The sequence below is a fragment of the Psychrobacter sp. GTC18467 genome, assembly GCF_055397455.1.
Window position 1 is genome coordinate 1,241,604 of record NZ_AP038920.1, and the last position, 17,790, is coordinate 1,259,393.

Here is a 17,790-nt window from a genome sequence, read left to right on the forward strand (position 1 = left end):
AAACTTGCCGCCAAAACTTCTAGCGCTTTTAAAACCCCGCGATATTATAGCACGGCTTATCTTGCTTTTTTTAGAAAGAAATTTTGATTTGGGTAAAAAATGCAAAAAACTTTTCTTTTTTATAAAAAAAATCGCCTCAATATGGAGACGATTTGATTAATCTTATTAAAATCAGCGCTTTAACCTGCCAAATCAATGAGCATATTTCTTAAATGACCGATGGCTTGGGTAGGATTAAGACCTTTGGGGCAAACCGCAACGCAGTTCATGATACCGCGGCAACGAAATAGGCTAAAAGGATCGTCAAGCCTTGCAAGGCGAGCTTGGGTGTCATTGTCACGGCTGTCCGCCACAAAGCGATAGGCGTTAAGCAGTGCGGAGGGTCCTAAAAACTTATCAGGGTTCCACCAAAATGAAGGACAACTGGTCGAACAGCAAGCGCATAAAATACACTCATAAAGACCATTTAATTTTTCACGCTGTTCAGGCGATTGCAGGCGCTCAGTTGGCGGCGCCGGTTGGTCGTTAATGAGGTACGGATGAATTTTTTCGTATTGCTCATAAAATTGGTTCATATCGACGACCAAATCACGAACAACAGGAAGCCCCGGCAGCGGTCGAATGACAATTTTTTCAGGCAAGGTGTTCATGTTAATTAAACACGCCAGCCCATTTTTGCCATTAATGTTCATGCCGTCAGAACCACAAATGCCCTCGCGGCACGAGCGACGAAAAGTGAGGCTTTCATCGCCCTTTTTAAGTCGCAATAACACATCAAGCAGCATCCGATCCGATTCAAGTAATTCAATCGTATACGTTTGCATATAAGGCGCTTGATCCTTGTCCGGATCGTAGCGGTAAATTTCAATGGTGCGAGTACCTCGGCTCATGATGCTAAACTCCACACTTCGGTGAGGCGCAATCCGCGATAATGTCGTGACTGCGGGCGGTATTGCTAGCCATCACCTTAAATAATTTAATAAAAATAGTCGTTTTGGCAAAGCTCGGTTAATAAACCCGAACTTTTGGCTCAATATAATCAACGGTCAAGGGGCTTTTGCGAACCGGCTTATAAATAATTCGATTGCCCTCAGAATACCAAAGCGTGTGCTTCATCCACTCGTGATCGTTGCGACCGTTTGGCGCGTAATCGTCATCTTCAGGGCGGTCATAATCAAGAACGCTATGAGCGCCGCGACTTTCGTGACGGTGAGCTGCTGAAATCATGGTCGCTTTTGCCACTTCATAAAGGTTAGCAACTTCAAGGGCTTCAATGCGAGCGGTGTTAAACACTTGCGATTTGTCCTCAAGATGAATGTTATCAATCTTGTCTTTTAAAGCTAAGATTCGCTCGACGCCTTCATCCATCAGCTCTTGAGTTCGAAACACGCTGGCATGTTTTTGCATAATGGCGCGGATTTCGTCCGCCACGTCTTGAGCCTTAAACCCTTCGGTCGATTGCTGCAATTTGTTCAAGCGATTGACGGTAAAATCAAGAACGTGAATATCAAGCGGCTTATAGGTGTGATCGGTTTGGTGGTATTCATCAACGATGTGCTGACCGGCGGCGCGACCAAAAACAATCAAGTCAAGTAACGAGTTGGTTCCTAAGCGGTTTGCGCCGTGAACGCTCACGCAAGCACACTCGCCAATGGCATAAAGCCCTTTAACGATTTTACCTTGGGTATAAAGCCCCTCGTCATCCGTGCCAGCTTCCAAATCAGGAACCGTGACTTGACCGTGAATGTTGGTCGGAATGCCGCCCATCATATAATGAATGGTTGGAATGACCGGAATCGGCTCTTTGGTGATGTCGATGTTGGCAAAGTTTTTACCAATTTCAAACACCGAAGGCAAACGCTTCATGATGGTATCGACACCCAAATGGGTCATGTCCATAACGATGTAGTCACCTTTAGGACCACAGCCGCGACCTTCCTTGATCTCTTGGTCCATCGAGCGCGACACCAAATCACGCGGCGCTAAGTCTTTTACCGTCGGCGCGTAACGCTCCATAAACGCCTCGCCGTCTTTGTTGCGAAGGATCGCCCCTTCACCGCGGCAACCTTCGGTCAACAGCACGCCGGCACCCGCTACGCCCGTTGGGTGAAATTGCCAAAATTCCATATCCTGTAGCGGAATTCCGGCGCGAACCGCCATGCCGATACCGTCACCGGTATTGATATAAGCGTTGGTTGACGCAGCAAAAATACGACCTGCACCGCCAGTTGCCAAAATCGTCGTTGGCGATTGGAATACCGCTACCGTTCCGGTTTCTTGCTCAATGGCAATCACGCCGTTAATATTGCCGTCTTCATCTTTAATCAAATCAAGGGCAATCCACTCGATAAAAAACTCGGTGCCTTTTTCAAGGTTTTTTTGATAAAGGGTATGCAGGAGCGCGTGACCCGTTCTGTCGGCAGCGGCGCAGGCACGCTGAACCGCTTTTTCGCCGTAGTTTGAGGTGTGACCGCCAAAGGGACGCTGATAAATCGTGCCATCTTCGTTGCGGTCAAACGGCATCCCCATGTGTTCAAGCTCATAAACGACTTTGGGCGCTTCTCGGCACATATATTCAATCGCGTCTTGGTCGCCAAGCCAGTCAGAACCTTTTACCGTGTCATAAAAGTGAAAATGCCAATTGTCATTGCTCATGTTGCCAAGGCTTGCCCCAATCCCGCCTTGAGCGGCAACCGTATGCGAGCGCGTTGGGAAAACTTTGGTGAGAACCGCCACTTTCATTCCAGCATCAGCCAATTGTAGGGAGGCGCGCATGCCAGAACCACCGCCACCAACAATGACCGCATCGTAACTTAAGGTTTTGATATTACTAATGGTGTTATCTTGTCTCGTTGCCATTATGATTGTCCTAATACCTAGTCAAGCTTGGGAAGTTTATCCTCATCAAGCGAATTTGGTTGATAAAGCAAGCGTTACACCGCAACGACACCAAAGCCGTTACCCCAAAAAATCATGATGCCCCAAAATACAAAAACCAAAATGGCGATAATCATTAACGCTTGCAGCACTAAGCGAATCCCCGCCGCCTTTGATCCCACTTGGTTTAACGTAATATAGTCCGTAAATACCGTCCACATCCCCACCCAAGCGTGACCTGCTAAGGCAATAATGGCTAATAAGCTCAACAGCTTCATGGGTAGGCTGGTCATAAACGCTGACCACTGCACAAAATCAACATTGCTGTGCGTTAAAAAAAAGCCCACCAACACCACGCTGTAAACCGCCAATATCACCGCACTGATGCGCTGAACCACCCAATCACGCGACCCTGAACCGGTAAGTCCTGTGGCACTTTTTATGCCTGAATCATTTTTAATCATTAGAACATCACCCATACAAATGACGCGACAATCAAAATCGCCGCAATGATAAAGCTGACCGTCGCCGCCAAGCGACCTGATTTGAGCTCCTCGATCATTCCCATATCGGCAATTAAATGCTTCACCCCCATCACAAAGTGAAACGCGGTTGCCGCCACAAAAATCCAAACGACAAAACGTAGCAGCACATTGTCAAACAGAGCCTCAAAGCTTTCAGGAGAACTAAGCGAAGTCTGCAATAACCACAGCAGAACGGGGATGAGTAAAAATAAAATAACACCGGAGATGCGATGCAAAATTGAGGCAATCGCAATGGGTGATTTTACGTTGACGCTAATCACTTGACTCAGCGGCAAATTAATAGGTCGGTTGCTTTTCACAGCGGGCATCCTTTTTTGTGGTTACACTTCGTTGGCAACTTATGATCCGGCTACCGTTTGCCCGATACACTGAGTTCCAAAGAAGACGAATAAAGTAAGGAAGAGCTAGCTGACTCAATGAGTACAAATAAACACTGGTTTTTGGTTCAGCGGCTGCTTATGGTTTATCAGTCAAACGTCAAAGCAGCGTTTAATCAGGCTCTACCACCAAAATCATCCAACGGTTGCTTTAATTAAGTCCTCAAACCTCAGTTATTAATCATTAGTTCATGATCATTATTAAATTTTTTTGCAAATTGGGAGTTATCTCCCCTCAATCAAAACTATTTGTATTCAATAGCTTGCAAAAGACAACTTTATATTAACTATTTTTAGCAATTTAGTGAACTTAAGTTTATTAATTTGGTTTTTATGAATAAAACCAAAAGTTATCATTTATCAGCCATTACAAAACCAAGTTAATAGCGCAATTTTAAGGCAATCAATAGCAATAATTATAAAATGTCAGCGTCACAATTACAAATTTATGCGATAAATAATAAGCTTAGTCGCATTTTTCGCTATTTTTAAAATTAAGCGACATTTCAGCCAAAATCATCATCACGCTACGAAATGGAATTTAAGCTTACCATTTAGTTGGACGTTATGTCCTCCCTATTTTTGACGCAATTAAGTAACCAAATATTATTAAAATAATAATTAAAAAGATACGATTTATATTGGTATAATAAATTTTACATAAGATATAAAAATTTACACAATTGGCACTTAAAATATTAGTAGACATATTTTGATACAAAAATAGAAGTTAAATCGCCCTTAATCCATCGAAATTCAGGGCTTTTGAGCAAGAAACTCTTTTCAAAATGCTATGAATTGCTGTTAAGATAGCCACAGTGTTAAGAATTAGTTTACGATATGTGACCCTTTGTTTTAACTGTCACATTATAAAAAGAGTAACTGCGGATCAAAAAGTGATCATCAGACCTACTTTTACTTTAATAAGCAAAAACCAACGGAGAGGAAATTATGGCAGACAATAACGCCAAACTAACTGTAGATGGTAAGGACTACCCACTTCCTATTATTGAGGGCACGCTTGGTCGACCTGTTATCGACATTGACGCCTTTCAAGATGCCGGCTATTGGTCTTATGATCCTGGGTTTAAGGTGACCGCTCCCGTTGAGTCAAAAATTACCTTTATTGATGGTAACAAAGGCGAGCTGTTATACCGCGGCTATCCGATCGACCAGTTGGCTGGAAAAGCTGAGTATTTAGAAGTCGCTTACGCGCTGATTCATGGCGATCTGCCAAATCAAGCGCAAAAAGACGACTTTTATGAAAAAGTCCGCAAACACTCAGGCGTCCATGACCAACTGCGGAAGTTTTTTGAGGGTTTCCGCCGTGACGCGCACCCGATGGCAATTATGGTCGGTGTGGTCGGAGCATTGTCTGCGTTTTATCATGAAGGCTTTGATGTTAATGACGAGCGCCACCGCGAAATCACCGCGATCCGTTTGGTTGCCAAAATGCCAACCCTTGCGGCGATGAGTTATAAATACTCGCAAGGCGAGCCGTTCATGTACCCACGAAACGACTTTAACTACGCCGAAAACTTTTTATATATGATGTTTGCCACACCTGCGGACGTAAATTTTAAAGTTAACCCAATTCTTGCCGATGCGATGGATAAAATTTTCACCCTGCACGCTGACCACGAGCAAAACGCGTCAACCTCGACCGTTCGCTTGGCAGGATCAACAGGCGCGAACCCTTATGCTTGTATTGCAGCCGGAATCGCCGCCCTTTGGGGACCGTCACATGGCGGTGCGAACGAAGCGGTGCTTGAGATGCTTGATGAAATCGGCTCGGTGGACAATGTTCCTGAATTTATGGAAAAGGTCAAACGCCGCGAAGTTAAGCTGATGGGCTTTGGTCACCGCGTTTATAAAAACTTTGACCCGCGCGCGCAAGTGCTTAAAAAATCTTGTGATGAGGTGCTTGCTGCCCTTGGTATCAATGACCCGAAACTTGAGCTTGCGATGAAACTTGAGCAAATTGCCCTTGAAGACCCGTACTTCGTTGAGCGTAACTTGTATCCTAACGTGGACTTCTACTCTGGCATCATTTTAAAAGCCATCGGTATCCCAACGTCAATGTTCACGGTGATTTTCTCACTGGCGCGAACGTCAGGTTGGATCAGCCACTGGCTTGAGATGCACAGCGAACCGTTTAAAATCGGTCGTCCGCGTCAGCTTTACACCGGTGAAACTGAGCGTGATTTTGTGGCGATTGACGACCGCAAATAAGCTTGCAAATTGAGTTATCAATCATAAAAAAATCCTGCCTTAGCGCAGGATTTTTTGCCGATGATGCTTTTTGCTGGGGTTAATTGCCAAACTAGTTCTTTTTAAGCTCGTTCAGCATTTTTTCATAATTGGCAATTTGCTTATCATAACCTTGGATGGTTTCATCAAATTTGCTGACAAGCTCGTCAAACTCTTGTTGTTGCTCTGCTTTCATATTCTCAATATCAGCGGCTTGTTGGGCTTCAATCTGCAGGCTAACTTGCGATTGAACAATCAAGCGACCAAGGGCAGGGCTTTTTAAGGTTAAGCGCTCGGCAATCTCAAGATTGTCAAAGACTTGCGGAATGATTGCAGCGATATTAAGTAAGGTGTCGATTTGCTCGGCGCTCAAGGCTTTGGATTCTGGCTCATAAAGCGCGCTCATTGCCTCTTGATAGCGCGCAATCAGCTCATCTTCGGGCAGAAGCTTGGGCGCTTTTGGCGCTAATGTGACGCGCTTTAATACTTCTAAATCACGCTCGCCAACTTCGGTGCTGATGTTGGTTTCTATATTGGTTCCCGTAGAAGTTTTATCATCAGCGGCTTTATCATTTTTAGCTTGAGCATCATCCGGTTTTGGGTCAGCGGCATTTTCAGCACTTAGGTTTGTGGCAGCGTTTGATACTATGTTATCTGCTTCATTGCTTGACTCGGTTGGCGTTAACAATCCTAAATCTTCCGCCGAATCGGCAGCTTCTAGCGATTCAAACTCTGCTTGTAGCCTGCGCTGCAAATTTTGCATCTCAACCACAAATATGGGCTGATATTTGGCAATTTGCGCGGCAGCTGAGTCGCTTGGCTTTGCGGGCAAATCCGCTGCTTTTTTAAGCGATTTTTCAGCAGCTTGGTTATTGGCGTTTTGAGCGTCTTTTGGCTGACACGCCCCAAGCATCAGCATGGCGCTAAGTAGGGAAGTCAGTAAAATTGGCGTTGGCGCTGTCATTTTTTTTGCAATCATAGTGGTAATAAAGCATCACTTATTAATGGAAAATTGCGGTTATTGGCAACCGTTAAGCGTCTCTAGTTTTTGAATCGGGCTTATTTACATCAGAGCGGTTTAAATTCGCATCTTTTAAAAACGGAATAAAAGCGCTCAGCGCTTGGCAATCTTGACCGCGCTGCCTTTGCACAAAATAATCTTGAACCATTCGCGCTTGTTGCTCAATGCCGTAGCTAAAAAACGGCTTGCCTTTAATCAGCTCATACTGATAACGGCGATTGAGAAGCGCGCCGCGAACGACCTTTAAGCCGTGCTGCAATTGCCAAACGTGGGTCAATTCATGAATCAGCCAGCTTTGGTAGTTAAGGCTTGTCGAACTAAAATCAGCTAAGTAGTCTTTAGGATGAAAATAAATATTGCCGTTTGGGCTGACCGCGTAGTTTTTGAGCACCCACCACGCGGTTTTGATTTGGATGCCCTCTAAGTTTAAGCTGTCACCAAATACCGAGATAGCAAGCTGTTTTTCACCAACCGTTAGCGCTCTTGACTGCTTTGGCTTGCGGCTTAACGAGCAAAGCCGCAAGCTAAAGCGGCGGTAACAACCGTTTTTACGTAAATTATCAACACTCATTGGCGAAAAGCTACCTTTTATCGCGCCCTTGTGGTCGAGGCAATGTGCCCCCATGAATCAATCTTAAGCAATCAGCCTAACTATCACCCAATGTTAATAAGGCTTAACGGTTAAATTAAAAGTGCGTTCAACCTTTGATGTACGCTTGAGCAAGATTTGGGCAGGGTCAGCAATAAGGTCAAAATGATGGCAACTCAACATTCTGCAACAGTTCCGCTTGCGCAGCGATTGCGCCCAAAAAGCCTTGATGAGGTCATCGGTCAGACGCATTTGCTGAGCCATGGTGCGCCGCTTCGAGCTTTGGTTGAGCGGCAATATTTGCCGTCTTTAATACTGTATGGCGATGCCGGAATCGGCAAAACGACCATTGCCATGCTACTGGCGGACGCGGTAGGGCGACCGTTTCATGCGTTATCGGCGCTCAATACCGGCGTCAAACAACTTCGTGAAGTTCTTGAAAGTGATGGCTTAAATTTTGCCGCACCTGTGGTATTTATCGATGAAATTCACAGGTTTAATAAAGCTCAGCAAGATGCGCTGCTTGGTGCGGTGGAAGCCGGTGACATCACCTTAATTGGCGCAACAACCGAAAATCCCTCGTTCAGCGTCAATAATGCACTGCTGTCGCGCTGTCAGGTTTATAAGCTTGAGCCGTTAAATAACAGCCAAATCAAAGCCGTTTTAGACCGCGCGTTAAGCACTGATTCGGTGCTAAGTCATCTTGATATTAGCATTGCTAACTATGAATCAATTAGCGATTTGGCAAATGGCGATGCCAGAAAAGCGCTCAATTTACTGGAAATGGCGGTTCAATCTGCCGACCTAAGCGCGCCAATTGTTATCGATGATAAGGCAATCAGCCAAGTGGCGCAGTCGGCGCTTCGCCGCTATGACAAAAACGGCGACCAGCATTATGATATCATTTCAGCAATGATAAAATCAGTTCGCGGCTCAGACCCTGATGCGGCGCTCTATTGGATGGCGCGGATGCTTGTTGCCGGTGAGCCGCCGGAATTTATCGCGCGGCGCTTGGTCATTTTAGCCAGTGAAGACATTGGAAATGCCAACCCAAACGCGCTGCTGTTAGCCGATACCGCCCTTCGCAGCGTTCAAGCCATTGGTATGCCTGAGGCGCGCATTATTTTAGGGCAAGTGGTGGTTTATTTAGCGACCAGTGCCAAAAGTAACAGCACTTATAAAGCGATTAACGCGGCAATGAAACTTGCTGAAAAAGACGCGTCCCCTGTTCCGCTGCATCTGCGAAATGGGGTGACTAAACTTATGAAAAACCAAGGCTTTGGTAAAGGTTATATTTACCCCCATGATTTTCCCCATCATTTTGCCAAGCAGGACTATTTGCCGGAGTCCTTGCGCGGGGTAACCTTTTATCATTTTGCCGACAATCAGCGCGAGCAGCACAGCAAGCAGTATTTGGCTTGGCTTCATGAGCAAGCCGCCCAAAATCGGCAGTACTAAAAACCTTGCTAAAATTAAATACTTTTATTATGAAATTGAATTAAATTTTTACTTTGCATTTTATATTTTTAATTTACAATTAAATGGCATTTTATTGAACTGCTTCATGCCATAAATAATGCTTAATTTGGTTCTTTTGCCAATTTTGTTACACTAGCTGCGGGCGCAATTTTTAATTTTTAGTACCATTTATCCAAACTCTGAGGCGTTTATGAGCTTAAATAGCATCCCTGAAATCATCGATGACATTCGCGATGGCAAAATGGTCATCTTGATGGACGACGAAGACCGCGAGAACGAAGGCGATATCATCATGGCCGCCACCCACGTTCGCGCCGACGACATCAACTTTATGATTACCCACGCTCGCGGCTTGGTGTGTTTGACCTTATCGCAAGCGCGCTGCCGTCAGCTTGATTTGCCGCTGATGAGTGAGCGCAACGAAGCTAAATTTAGCACCAACTTTACTTTATCGATTGAAGCGGCCGAAGGCGTTTCTACCGGAATTTCAGCCGCTGACCGCGCGCGAACCGTTCAAGCTGCCGTTGCTGCTGCTGCTAAACCTAGTGATATCGTTCAACCGGGGCACATTTTCCCGATTATGGCGCAAAATGGCGGGGTTTTGCACCGCGCCGGTCACACTGAAGCCGGCTGCGATTTGGCACGACTTGCAGGGCTTGAGCCAGCAGCGGTGATCGTTGAGGTCATCAATGAAGATGGCACAATGGCGCGCCGCGATGATTTAGAGGTGTTTGCCAAAAAGCACAATCTAAAAATCGGGACGATTGCCGATTTAATCAATTACCGAATTGCCAATGAGCAAACGGTGGAAGAAACCGAAGTTCGCGAATTTGATACCGAATTTGGCAGCTTTACCCTGCACCGCTTCCTCGAATTTGGCACGGAGGAGACGCATTTGGCGTTGGTCAAAGGCGACGTCAGCTCAGGGGTGAGCACGGTTCGCGTTCATGGGTTTCATCCGCTTCGTGACTTGTTTGCGGCGACCGATTTGGGCAGCCGAAGCAGTTGGAGCATTCAAGCGGCGCTCAAAGAAATCAGTGACAGCGGTCAAGGGGTTTTGGTTTGGATTGGCAGCAATCAGCCGGTCGATTTGGGCGAGGCCTTAGATAAAGCCGCGGGCAAAAAATCACAATCAACCCTTGCTCAGCAGCCGTACCGAAGCATTGGCGTTGGCGCTCAGATTTTGCGGCATTTGGGCGTCCGCGATATGCGCCTATTGTCCTCGCCAATGAAGTTTCATGCGTTATCAGGATTTGATTTAAACGTGGTTGATTTTGTCAGCGCGCCCAAAGATGATGAATAACGGTTAAATTTTTATCATAAAAAAGCAGAACCCACTTTTGGCTTCTGCTTTTTTTTATGGTTTAATTTTAACCATTAACATCCATTCAATAGCTCACATTAATGCGAGGGCGTGTGCCCAAATTTGGCTTCAAGGTCAAATAAAGCATCACGCTCTTCTTCTGACCAAGCCACTTTTTTGCTGGCGCTGCTGTCAAGGCGAACGATGACGGCATCGGCGGTGGCAACCACGGCGTTTTGCGCGGTGCTAAAATAGCTGTATTCCATAATGATGCTTGTCGTTCCTAAATGGCGGCAGCGAACGCCGATAAGCAAGGTGTCCGGATAGGTCACGGGGCGCAAATATTTGCAGCTTGACTCGGCAAGAACGGTCACCATGTCGCCATCAAACATCTTTAAAGCAAATAAATAAGCAATCCGCGCGGATTCAGCATAGCGGTAAAATACCACGTTATTTAAATGATTAAAGGCGTCCATCTCGCCCCAATGGATGGGCTGCGGATGAATGACCGGAAACTGTGATAGCTCCTCGGGACGCTGAAAGCTTGGCTGAGTGATGTCGTGAAGAGCCGTCATGATGGTCATCCCTTAGATGAATAAATAGTATAAAATCCCGATTATATCAGTGGGCGTTTTTTTGGTTCAACATCTGAGCAGTCACCAAGGTAATGGCGGCAGGTTTATTTTCAATAAGCGCATCAATCGCAGCAATCGCCTCGGGCAATGTGGTCGGCGTGTTATCGCTTGCGCTACTTGGCGCGGCGACTTTATTAGCCTCATCACTGTTCGCCACGTTTTTGTCTTTTTCGGCGCTGTTTTTGGTGAGTTGGTCGAGGGCTTTTTTGGCAACAGATTTTGCGTCATCACTGCTATTTTGCGCGGTAGCTGACGTGCTTTGCAAACTTGCTAACTGCTCGCGCGATTGGCGTAAATAACTGACCGTTTCGTCCCCATGATGCAAATTGCTGGCTTGAATGGCAAGGTTTAAGGTCATAATGACTTCATGAATGACAAGCTGCTGCTGCGAAATGGTTGCCGATTGCTTATGGCTTAACTGATGTAAAAAGGTTTGGATGTTTTGAATGGCAAGGTTTTGCCGTTGCCAAGGATTGGTTTGTAGGCTTTGAGCTTGCAGGCGTTCAATGTCTTGATTCAGGCTGTTTTTGATGACAATAGTCAAGGCTGGGGCAATCTCGTTGCTGCTTTGCGACAACTGCCATTGCAGCCCGCGAAGCAGTTCAATGGTCGCCGGTAAATTGTTATCGTCAAGCAGCCGCGTTGCCGCTTGAATTTGAATCTTTAACAAATCAAGCTGATTTTGCGCTTGATTGCTCATGTCTCCCTTAGGTTCAGGAAGCGCTTGCTGACTGATGGCAAACAGGCGGTCGTCCATATCGTTTAAGCGCGTGGTCAGCTGCTCATTGGTTTGCAGCCGCTCGTTAATTTTTTGCTCAAATTTTGATTGCGCCAACATCAACCAAATCCAAGCTAAAATTAGCAAAAATATGATAAGCCATTGCAACCGTGACAGCCAAACGCTGACTTGCCGGCGCTGATACGGCATGGAAGGCGATTTATTTGCAACATGAGCATCTTGCTGATTTCGATTGCGACCCAAACTTGCCTCCTTGATGCCTTTTAATGACCACGGTTAATTATAGCGCAGGCTTTTGCGCTAAGAATGCTGCCAAAATGGTTTCGGGACTTAAATCTTCCACGCGGATAAACTCAAGATGATGCTCTGCGACCATATTGGCTAAGCGCTCGCCTAAAACCACATAAGTAAAATCACTTAAGCTTTGCTTAGGACTAGTTTTTGAGTTTTGCAAAATAGCTTGCCAATTTTCAAACGCCGTTCCGCTACTCACGATAACGATGGGCGGCGGCGCGCCTACCTTTGGCGTATAGTTTTGCTGCCACTTGTTAAAATTGCTTTCTGCATCCTCCGGCATTAAGCGCTCATACCAAGCGATGCTATCAATACTAACGCCGCGAGTCGCCAGGGTATCCACAAGCAGCCGCCGGCCACCAAGACCACGCCAAACAAGCAGCCTATCGCCTTGTTGCAATGCTGCAATCTCAGGCATGGCAAGCATTCCTTCATTATTGGCAATTAACGGCTGTAAAATGTCAAAATGGCTAGTTAACATTGAGTCGTGAAGCACTTTAGCCGTGGCATCACCGACCGCAATGATGTGGCTTGGCGGCTGATCAAGAGCAGTTGCCAAGCCGTTGTCAATCAGCTGCTGCCAAGCGTGAAGCCCAGATTCCGCAGCGGTTGGGCTGACGATAACCAACGCTTGAAAACTGCCCTTAAGCCAAGAGGTCATCAATGCCAAATCAGCGCTACGGGTTTCGCGGTTTGCCAAGCTCAGCAGCGGCAGCTCAACGACCTCAAAGCCATTGTTGCTCAAATGCTCGGTTAACGGCGCGGCGCGCTCGCTAGGTCTTGTATTAATGACTAAAGGCAATTGCTGATGTTGCATCGTCATCACGCCGGCAGTTTCAATTGGCATTGTCATGATAAATCGCTGCTAAAATCTCGCCGGCACCTTTTTCAAGCAGCTGCTCGGCAACCTCAATGCCCAGCTGATTGGCTTGAGTTTCTTTATCACTTTGTGAGCCATGAAGTTCAATGCGCTTTTCCGCTTTTAAGAGCACGCTGCCATCGGCTTGACCAACGCGACCACGAAGCCAAAGGGTTTGGTTATTGTTACCGTTGCTGTCGTTCTTATTTTCAAGAACGGCAAACGCTGCAATTGGCACTTGACAGCCGCCTTCTAAATGCCGGTTTAAGGCACGCTCAGCAATCAGGCGGATTCTTGCTTGGTCATCATTTAATGGCGCAAGCAGCTGCAATATCGCCTCATCACCCTCGCGGCATTCAATGGCAAGCGCGCCTTGACCGACCGCCGGAAGGCTCACGTCAATATCAAGCTCACCTTTAATACGGTCTTCTAAATGAATGCGCTGAAGCCCACTGGTTGCCAAAATAATCGCGTCATAGTCGCCGGCATCAAGCTTTGACAGCCTTGTTCCGACGTTACCGCGCAAGGTTTTGATTTGCAAATCGGGTCGATAGTGCTTAATTTGGCACTGACGGCGCAGGCTTGAGGTACCAACCACCGCGCCCTTAGGCAGCTCTTCTAAGCTGTTATAAGTATTAGACACAAAGGCATCGGTTGGCGCGGCGCGTTTACAATACGCCCCAAGCATCAACCCTTCAGGCAATACCATCGGAACGTCTTTTAAAGAGTGAACGGCAATGTCGGCGGTTTTATCATACATCGCTTGCTCAAGCTCTTTGACAAACAAGCCTTTGCCGCCGATTTTAGCCAACGGCGTGTCCAAAATTTTGTCACCCTTAGTGACAATTTTTAGCAATTTTACCTCAAGGTTTGGATACAGTTCTGTCAGGCGATCACGGATGTGTTCCGCTTGCCAAAGCGCCAGCGGACTTTGGCGCGTGGCAATGGTTAAGGTTGAGATGGTCGAGGGCTGATTGGTCATAATATTCTCAGTGGTCAATCTTGAAAAAGTTCAATTGGTCTTGGCGCAAAAAAATACCCCTATTTAAGCACAAATAAGGGCATGATGGTATGACCACATGGTTAAGATCGAAATTGGCTTGCAGTTAACGGCTACATGCTTTGAATTTTATCGCGAAGCATCGGTAAATGGCGGCGGCTGACTGCCAAAGTCTCCTCGATACCTTTAAAGCGAACTTGGTATTGCCCTGAATCAATCGATTCTAAATAGTCTAAAAATCCCAAATTAATAATGGCATTACGATGAACGCGAAATAAGCGCTCGCCAAACTCACTTTCAAGTTCTTTGAGCGTTTCATCAATCAAAACAATACCGTCCTTATAGCGAACTTTGACGTACTTTTGATCGGCGGTAAAATAGTAAATGTCTTTAAGCGGAATCAATTTCATACCGCGATGGGTTCTTGCGGCAATATGCTCTCGCAGCGGTCTTGCGGTTGGGTCTTCAAGTTGGCGGATGGCATTGAGCTGAGCGGCATTTAAATTTTTAGCTTTGGATAATGCCTCAATCAGCTCATCTTTATTGGCGGGCTTCAGCAAATAACCAATGGCATTGGCTTTAAAGGCGGCTATCGCATAGTGGTCATAAGCGGTCACAAAAATAATCGCCGGCGGGTGCTCAAGGTCGTTTAAAAACTGAGCGCAGCGAACGCCGTCCATCTCAGGCATTCGGATGTCAAGCAAGATCACATCGGGTTGGCAAGCTTTTACCGCCGTCACCGCTTCTGCACCTGTTGTTGCTTGCGCCACCACTTCATGACCTGAGTCTTGAACTATCCGAACCAAGCGCTCGCGAGCAAGTGGCTCATCATCACAAATTACAATCCGCATAACTTCCCTCTTTTGCGCCTAGGTTATCGCCAAAACCAAACTTTTACAGCCATGAACACTTTTTCAATTTATAATATCACGATTTGGCGGCAGCTATGAGCGAATCCTACAACAAGCGTTGGTAAAACCGAACGCTGTTTGCAAGCTTAAAGACACCATGTCATACCATGTTTTACTTGTATCAACCTACTCAGTCTACAACTCATCACGGTAATAAATTGCAACAACTGTGCCAAACATTCTAGCAGCCGCTTGATAGTTAAGCCTTTTTAGCCTATTTCCTGCCAGTTTTGATTTAAATACTGACGTCTTGCAGCGGATAATTGATGATGGTGGTGACTTGTTTATTATTCACATCGCTATGAATATAAGCGCTTTGACCAAAATACATTTGTAGCCGCTCCGCTTGCAAACGAAAATCAATATGCTGACGCAAATTTTGAGCGACCACCAAAGTTTTGCTTGGCAACTGAACGGTAATCACAATCGTCACCCGATGCTGTCGCCAGTCTGCTTCTATATTCATCACCACGGTTTCGGTGGTATTTTCGACCACATTTACCAGCATTTTTTCAAGAACGCTTTGCAAGGTCAGTGCGGTGATGACCATGTCATACATGACGTCATCGTTTGGAAGCTGCCAGTTCACCTCAAGTTTGTCCGCAAGCCGGCAAGATTCAATCGCTAAATAGTGTTTACAAAGCGCGATTTCTTCTTCAAAGCTGATTTCACGAGCGCCATTAAAGCTTGCTCGAAACAGCGCTGAGATATGTTGCAATAATTCAGAAGCCCGCGGCGGGTTCGATTCAATTAACGAGGTCAAACTATTGATGGTGTTAAAGAAAAAATGCGGCGCAATTCGGGCTTTCATCACATCATTTTGCGCTTTTAGTTTTTGCTCAAAGGACAGTTTAAGGGCAGACAGCTCTTCATAACGGCGCATAAAATACAATAAAAACACCAAGGTAAAAGCGCCGGTAATGACCGCATTTACCATCACGTTAGAAATGAAAGCTTGGCGGTTATACTCCATGACGCCCAAATTGATGCGCAGCAACATGGTCAATAAAATGGTAACAATAGCGCCCGTCACCAACATCAGCAACACATAAGCGCTGACCCGAATGGGGTTCATACGTTTAAATACCGGTCGCCAATAGTCGATTAAATACAGCGCTGGAATGATGGTGGCAATATTTTGAAAGGCGCGACTGGCAAATTTAATCATAAAATCGCTGAGCGTCAATAAGTTATGACGGTCAATCACCGTCACAAATAGCGACCAAGTGATGATATATAAAAGCCACTGCCAAGGCTGCATCATCCCGATAAGCTTGGGAATAAAAAACTCTAAGCGCTCAGCTAGTAACGCGACCTCATCCTTTGCTATACTTGAGGTCTCATTCACCTGACTTGTCTTAGACCGATATGAACGCCACTTCTTCAAATGTCATCAATCCTGATTCAAATAATCATCCAAACAACCCGTTAAATAATAATGCTTCTGAAAATAATTCTAGCACAACTTCAGTGAAACCAAATCAAAGTGTTGGTCAGCAAATGTGGGGCGGCAGATTTAGCGAAGCTACCGACAGCTTTGTGGCGGCGTTTACCGCCTCCGTCGGCTTTGACCAGCGCTTTGCCCGCCATGACATTGAAGGCTCAATTGCTCATGCGACCATGCTTGGTAAGTGCGGTATTTTAACCGATGATGAGGTTGCCACCATCATCGAGGGACTCAAACAAGTTCTGAGCGAGGTTGAAGCCGGTCAATTTCAGTGGTCAATTGCGCTTGAGGACGTTCACATGAACGTTGAGTCGCGATTGACCGATATCATCGGCGCCGTTGGTAAAAAACTGCACACCGGTCGCAGCCGCAACGACCAAGTCGCTACCGACATCCGGCTTTGGCTGCGTGAGGAAACCGACAATATCGTTGCCTTACTGGTTAAGCTGCAAAGCGGACTTCTAGACCTTGCGGCTAAACATACTGCAACTATCATGCCCGGATTTACCCATTTGCAAACCGCGCAGCCGGTCAGCTTTGGTCATCACGTGATGGCTTGGTTTGAGATGCTAGGTCGCGATACCGAGCGCTTTATTGATGCTCGCCGCCGCATCAATCAGATGCCGCTTGGTAGCGCCGCGCTTGCCGGAACGACCTTTCCAATTGACCGCACTATTACCGCCGAACTGTTAGGCTTTGAAGGTATTTGCCAAAACTCACTTGATGCGGTATCTGACCGTGATTTTGCTATTGAATTTACTTCAGCGGCGTCGATTTTAATGATGCACCTGTCACGAATGAGTGAGGAGATCATCCTTTGGATGAGCGCTCAGTTTGGCTTTGTGCAAATCCCTGATCGCTTTTGTACCGGCTCGTCCATCATGCCACAAAAGAAAAACCCTGACGTTCCAGAATTGGTTCGCGGAAAAGCCGCTCGTGTGTTTGGGCAGTTGACTACCCTATTAACCTTAATGAAAAATCAGCCGCTGGCTTATAATAAAGACAACCAAGAAGACAAAGAGCCGCTGTTTGATTGCGTTGATACCTTAACCGGCTCGCTTTTAGCCTTTGCTGATATGCTGCCGAACATCACCCCAAATGCGGATAATATGCGCGCTGCCACCATGAAAGGCTACGCCACCGCCACCGATTTGGCAGATTATTTGGTTCGCCGAGGGGTGGCGTTCCGCGATGCTCATGAAGTGGTTGGCAATGCGGTCGCTTTGGCAATCCGTGAGGGCGTTGATTTAAGCGAGTTGTCGCTTGAACAGTTGCAGCAGTTTAGTGATGCGATTGGCGAGGATGTGTTTGATTACTTAACGCTCGAAGGCTCGCTTGCTGCTCGTGACCATTTGGGTGGCACTGCGCCAAATCAAGTGAAACAGGCGATTGAGCGCGGTCGCAAGCGTTTAGAAAAATTTGCATAATTAGTCATTCAATTAAAATAAAAATACCTGCGTTATC

At 46.3% G+C, this 17,790-nt stretch carries 16 protein-coding genes; 4 read left to right on the forward strand and 12 right to left on the reverse strand.

Annotated features, from left to right (window positions below; all coding sequences use genetic code 11):
- Positions 1-179 precede the first annotated feature (179 nt).
- From ACZ5XY_RS05320 to sdhC, 4 genes are all read right to left on the reverse strand, one after another.
- Positions 180-890 carry a succinate dehydrogenase iron-sulfur subunit gene (locus ACZ5XY_RS05320; RefSeq protein WP_464743555.1) on the reverse strand — a complete coding sequence of 237 codons (711 nt, stop codon included), beginning with the start codon at positions 888-890 and terminating at the stop codon, positions 180-182.
- Positions 891-1,008: 118 nt separating this feature from the next.
- The gene (sdhA, locus tag ACZ5XY_RS05325) at positions 1,009-2,859 is read right to left on the reverse strand and encodes a succinate dehydrogenase flavoprotein subunit (protein ID WP_464743557.1); all 1,851 of its coding nucleotides are present in this window, start codon (positions 2,857-2,859) and stop codon (positions 1,009-1,011) included.
- A 74-nt stretch (positions 2,860-2,933) separates the two neighbouring features.
- A complete protein-coding gene (gene sdhD, locus ACZ5XY_RS05330; protein ID WP_464743774.1) occupies positions 2,934-3,320 on the reverse strand; it encodes a succinate dehydrogenase, hydrophobic membrane anchor protein in 387 nt (128 codons plus the stop codon).
- A gap of 20 nt (positions 3,321-3,340) precedes the next feature.
- The gene (gene sdhC, locus ACZ5XY_RS05335) at positions 3,341-3,730 is read right to left on the reverse strand and encodes a succinate dehydrogenase, cytochrome b556 subunit (RefSeq protein WP_464743558.1); all 390 of its coding nucleotides are present in this window, start codon (positions 3,728-3,730) and stop codon (positions 3,341-3,343) included.
- 1,020 nt (positions 3,731-4,750) lie between these two features.
- On the opposite strand from sdhC, the gene gltA reads away from it, so the two are divergent.
- Complete coding sequence (gltA, locus tag ACZ5XY_RS05340) at positions 4,751-6,031, forward strand: citrate synthase (RefSeq protein WP_464743560.1); 1,281 nt, start codon at positions 4,751-4,753, stop codon at positions 6,029-6,031.
- A 91-nt stretch (positions 6,032-6,122) separates the two neighbouring features.
- On the opposite strand, the gene ACZ5XY_RS05345 is transcribed toward gltA, so the two are convergent.
- Together ACZ5XY_RS05345 and ACZ5XY_RS05350 are read right to left on the reverse strand one after the other, a co-directional pair.
- Complete coding sequence (locus ACZ5XY_RS05345; RefSeq protein ID WP_464743562.1) at positions 6,123-7,028, reverse strand: hypothetical protein; 906 nt, start codon at positions 7,026-7,028, stop codon at positions 6,123-6,125.
- A 52-nt stretch (positions 7,029-7,080) separates the two neighbouring features.
- Entirely contained in the window at positions 7,081-7,695 is a 615-nt protein-coding gene (locus ACZ5XY_RS05350; RefSeq protein ID WP_464743563.1) for a type IV secretion protein Rhs, read from the reverse strand.
- 132 nt (positions 7,696-7,827) lie between these two features.
- Between ACZ5XY_RS05350 and ACZ5XY_RS05355 the strand changes: the two genes are divergently transcribed.
- Together ACZ5XY_RS05355 and ribBA are read left to right on the forward strand one after the other, a co-directional pair.
- Positions 7,828-9,117: a replication-associated recombination protein A gene (locus ACZ5XY_RS05355; protein WP_464743565.1), complete on the forward strand. Its 1,290-nt coding sequence runs from the start codon at positions 7,828-7,830 to the stop codon at positions 9,115-9,117.
- Between the two features lie 211 nt (positions 9,118-9,328).
- Positions 9,329-10,441, forward strand: a complete 1,113-nt coding sequence (ribBA, locus tag ACZ5XY_RS05360; protein WP_464743567.1) for a bifunctional 3,4-dihydroxy-2-butanone-4-phosphate synthase/GTP cyclohydrolase II — start codon at positions 9,329-9,331, stop codon at positions 10,439-10,441.
- A 98-nt stretch (positions 10,442-10,539) separates the two neighbouring features.
- Here the strand turns inward: ribBA and ACZ5XY_RS05365 are convergent, their stop codons facing one another.
- From ACZ5XY_RS05365 to ACZ5XY_RS05390, 6 genes are all read right to left on the reverse strand, one after another.
- Positions 10,540-11,016, reverse strand: coding sequence for an acyl-CoA thioesterase (locus ACZ5XY_RS05365; RefSeq protein WP_464743568.1), 477 nt, complete (start codon positions 11,014-11,016; stop codon positions 10,540-10,542).
- Positions 11,017-11,062: 46 nt separating this feature from the next.
- A complete protein-coding gene (locus ACZ5XY_RS05370; protein ID WP_464743570.1) occupies positions 11,063-12,058 on the reverse strand; it encodes a hypothetical protein in 996 nt (331 codons plus the stop codon).
- 37 nt (positions 12,059-12,095) lie between these two features.
- On the reverse strand, positions 12,096-12,962 hold the full coding sequence (locus ACZ5XY_RS05375; RefSeq protein WP_464743572.1) for a uroporphyrinogen-III synthase: 867 nt from the start codon (positions 12,960-12,962) through the stop codon (positions 12,096-12,098).
- Entirely contained in the window at positions 12,946-13,950 is a 1,005-nt protein-coding gene (hemC, locus tag ACZ5XY_RS05380) for a hydroxymethylbilane synthase (protein WP_464743574.1), read from the reverse strand. The genes ACZ5XY_RS05375 and hemC overlap by 17 nt, the downstream gene beginning before the upstream one ends.
- Positions 13,951-14,081: 131 nt before the next feature.
- Complete coding sequence (locus tag ACZ5XY_RS05385; RefSeq protein ID WP_464743576.1) at positions 14,082-14,819, reverse strand: LytR/AlgR family response regulator transcription factor; 738 nt, start codon at positions 14,817-14,819, stop codon at positions 14,082-14,084.
- A 295-nt stretch (positions 14,820-15,114) separates the two neighbouring features.
- Positions 15,115-16,227, reverse strand: a complete 1,113-nt coding sequence (locus ACZ5XY_RS05390) for a sensor histidine kinase (RefSeq protein WP_464743578.1) — start codon at positions 16,225-16,227, stop codon at positions 15,115-15,117.
- 152 nt (positions 16,228-16,379) lie between these two features.
- On the opposite strand from ACZ5XY_RS05390, the gene argH reads away from it, so the two are divergent.
- Positions 16,380-17,753, forward strand: a complete 1,374-nt coding sequence (gene argH, locus ACZ5XY_RS05395) for an argininosuccinate lyase (protein WP_464743776.1) — start codon at positions 16,380-16,382, stop codon at positions 17,751-17,753.
- Positions 17,754-17,790 lie beyond the last annotated feature (37 nt).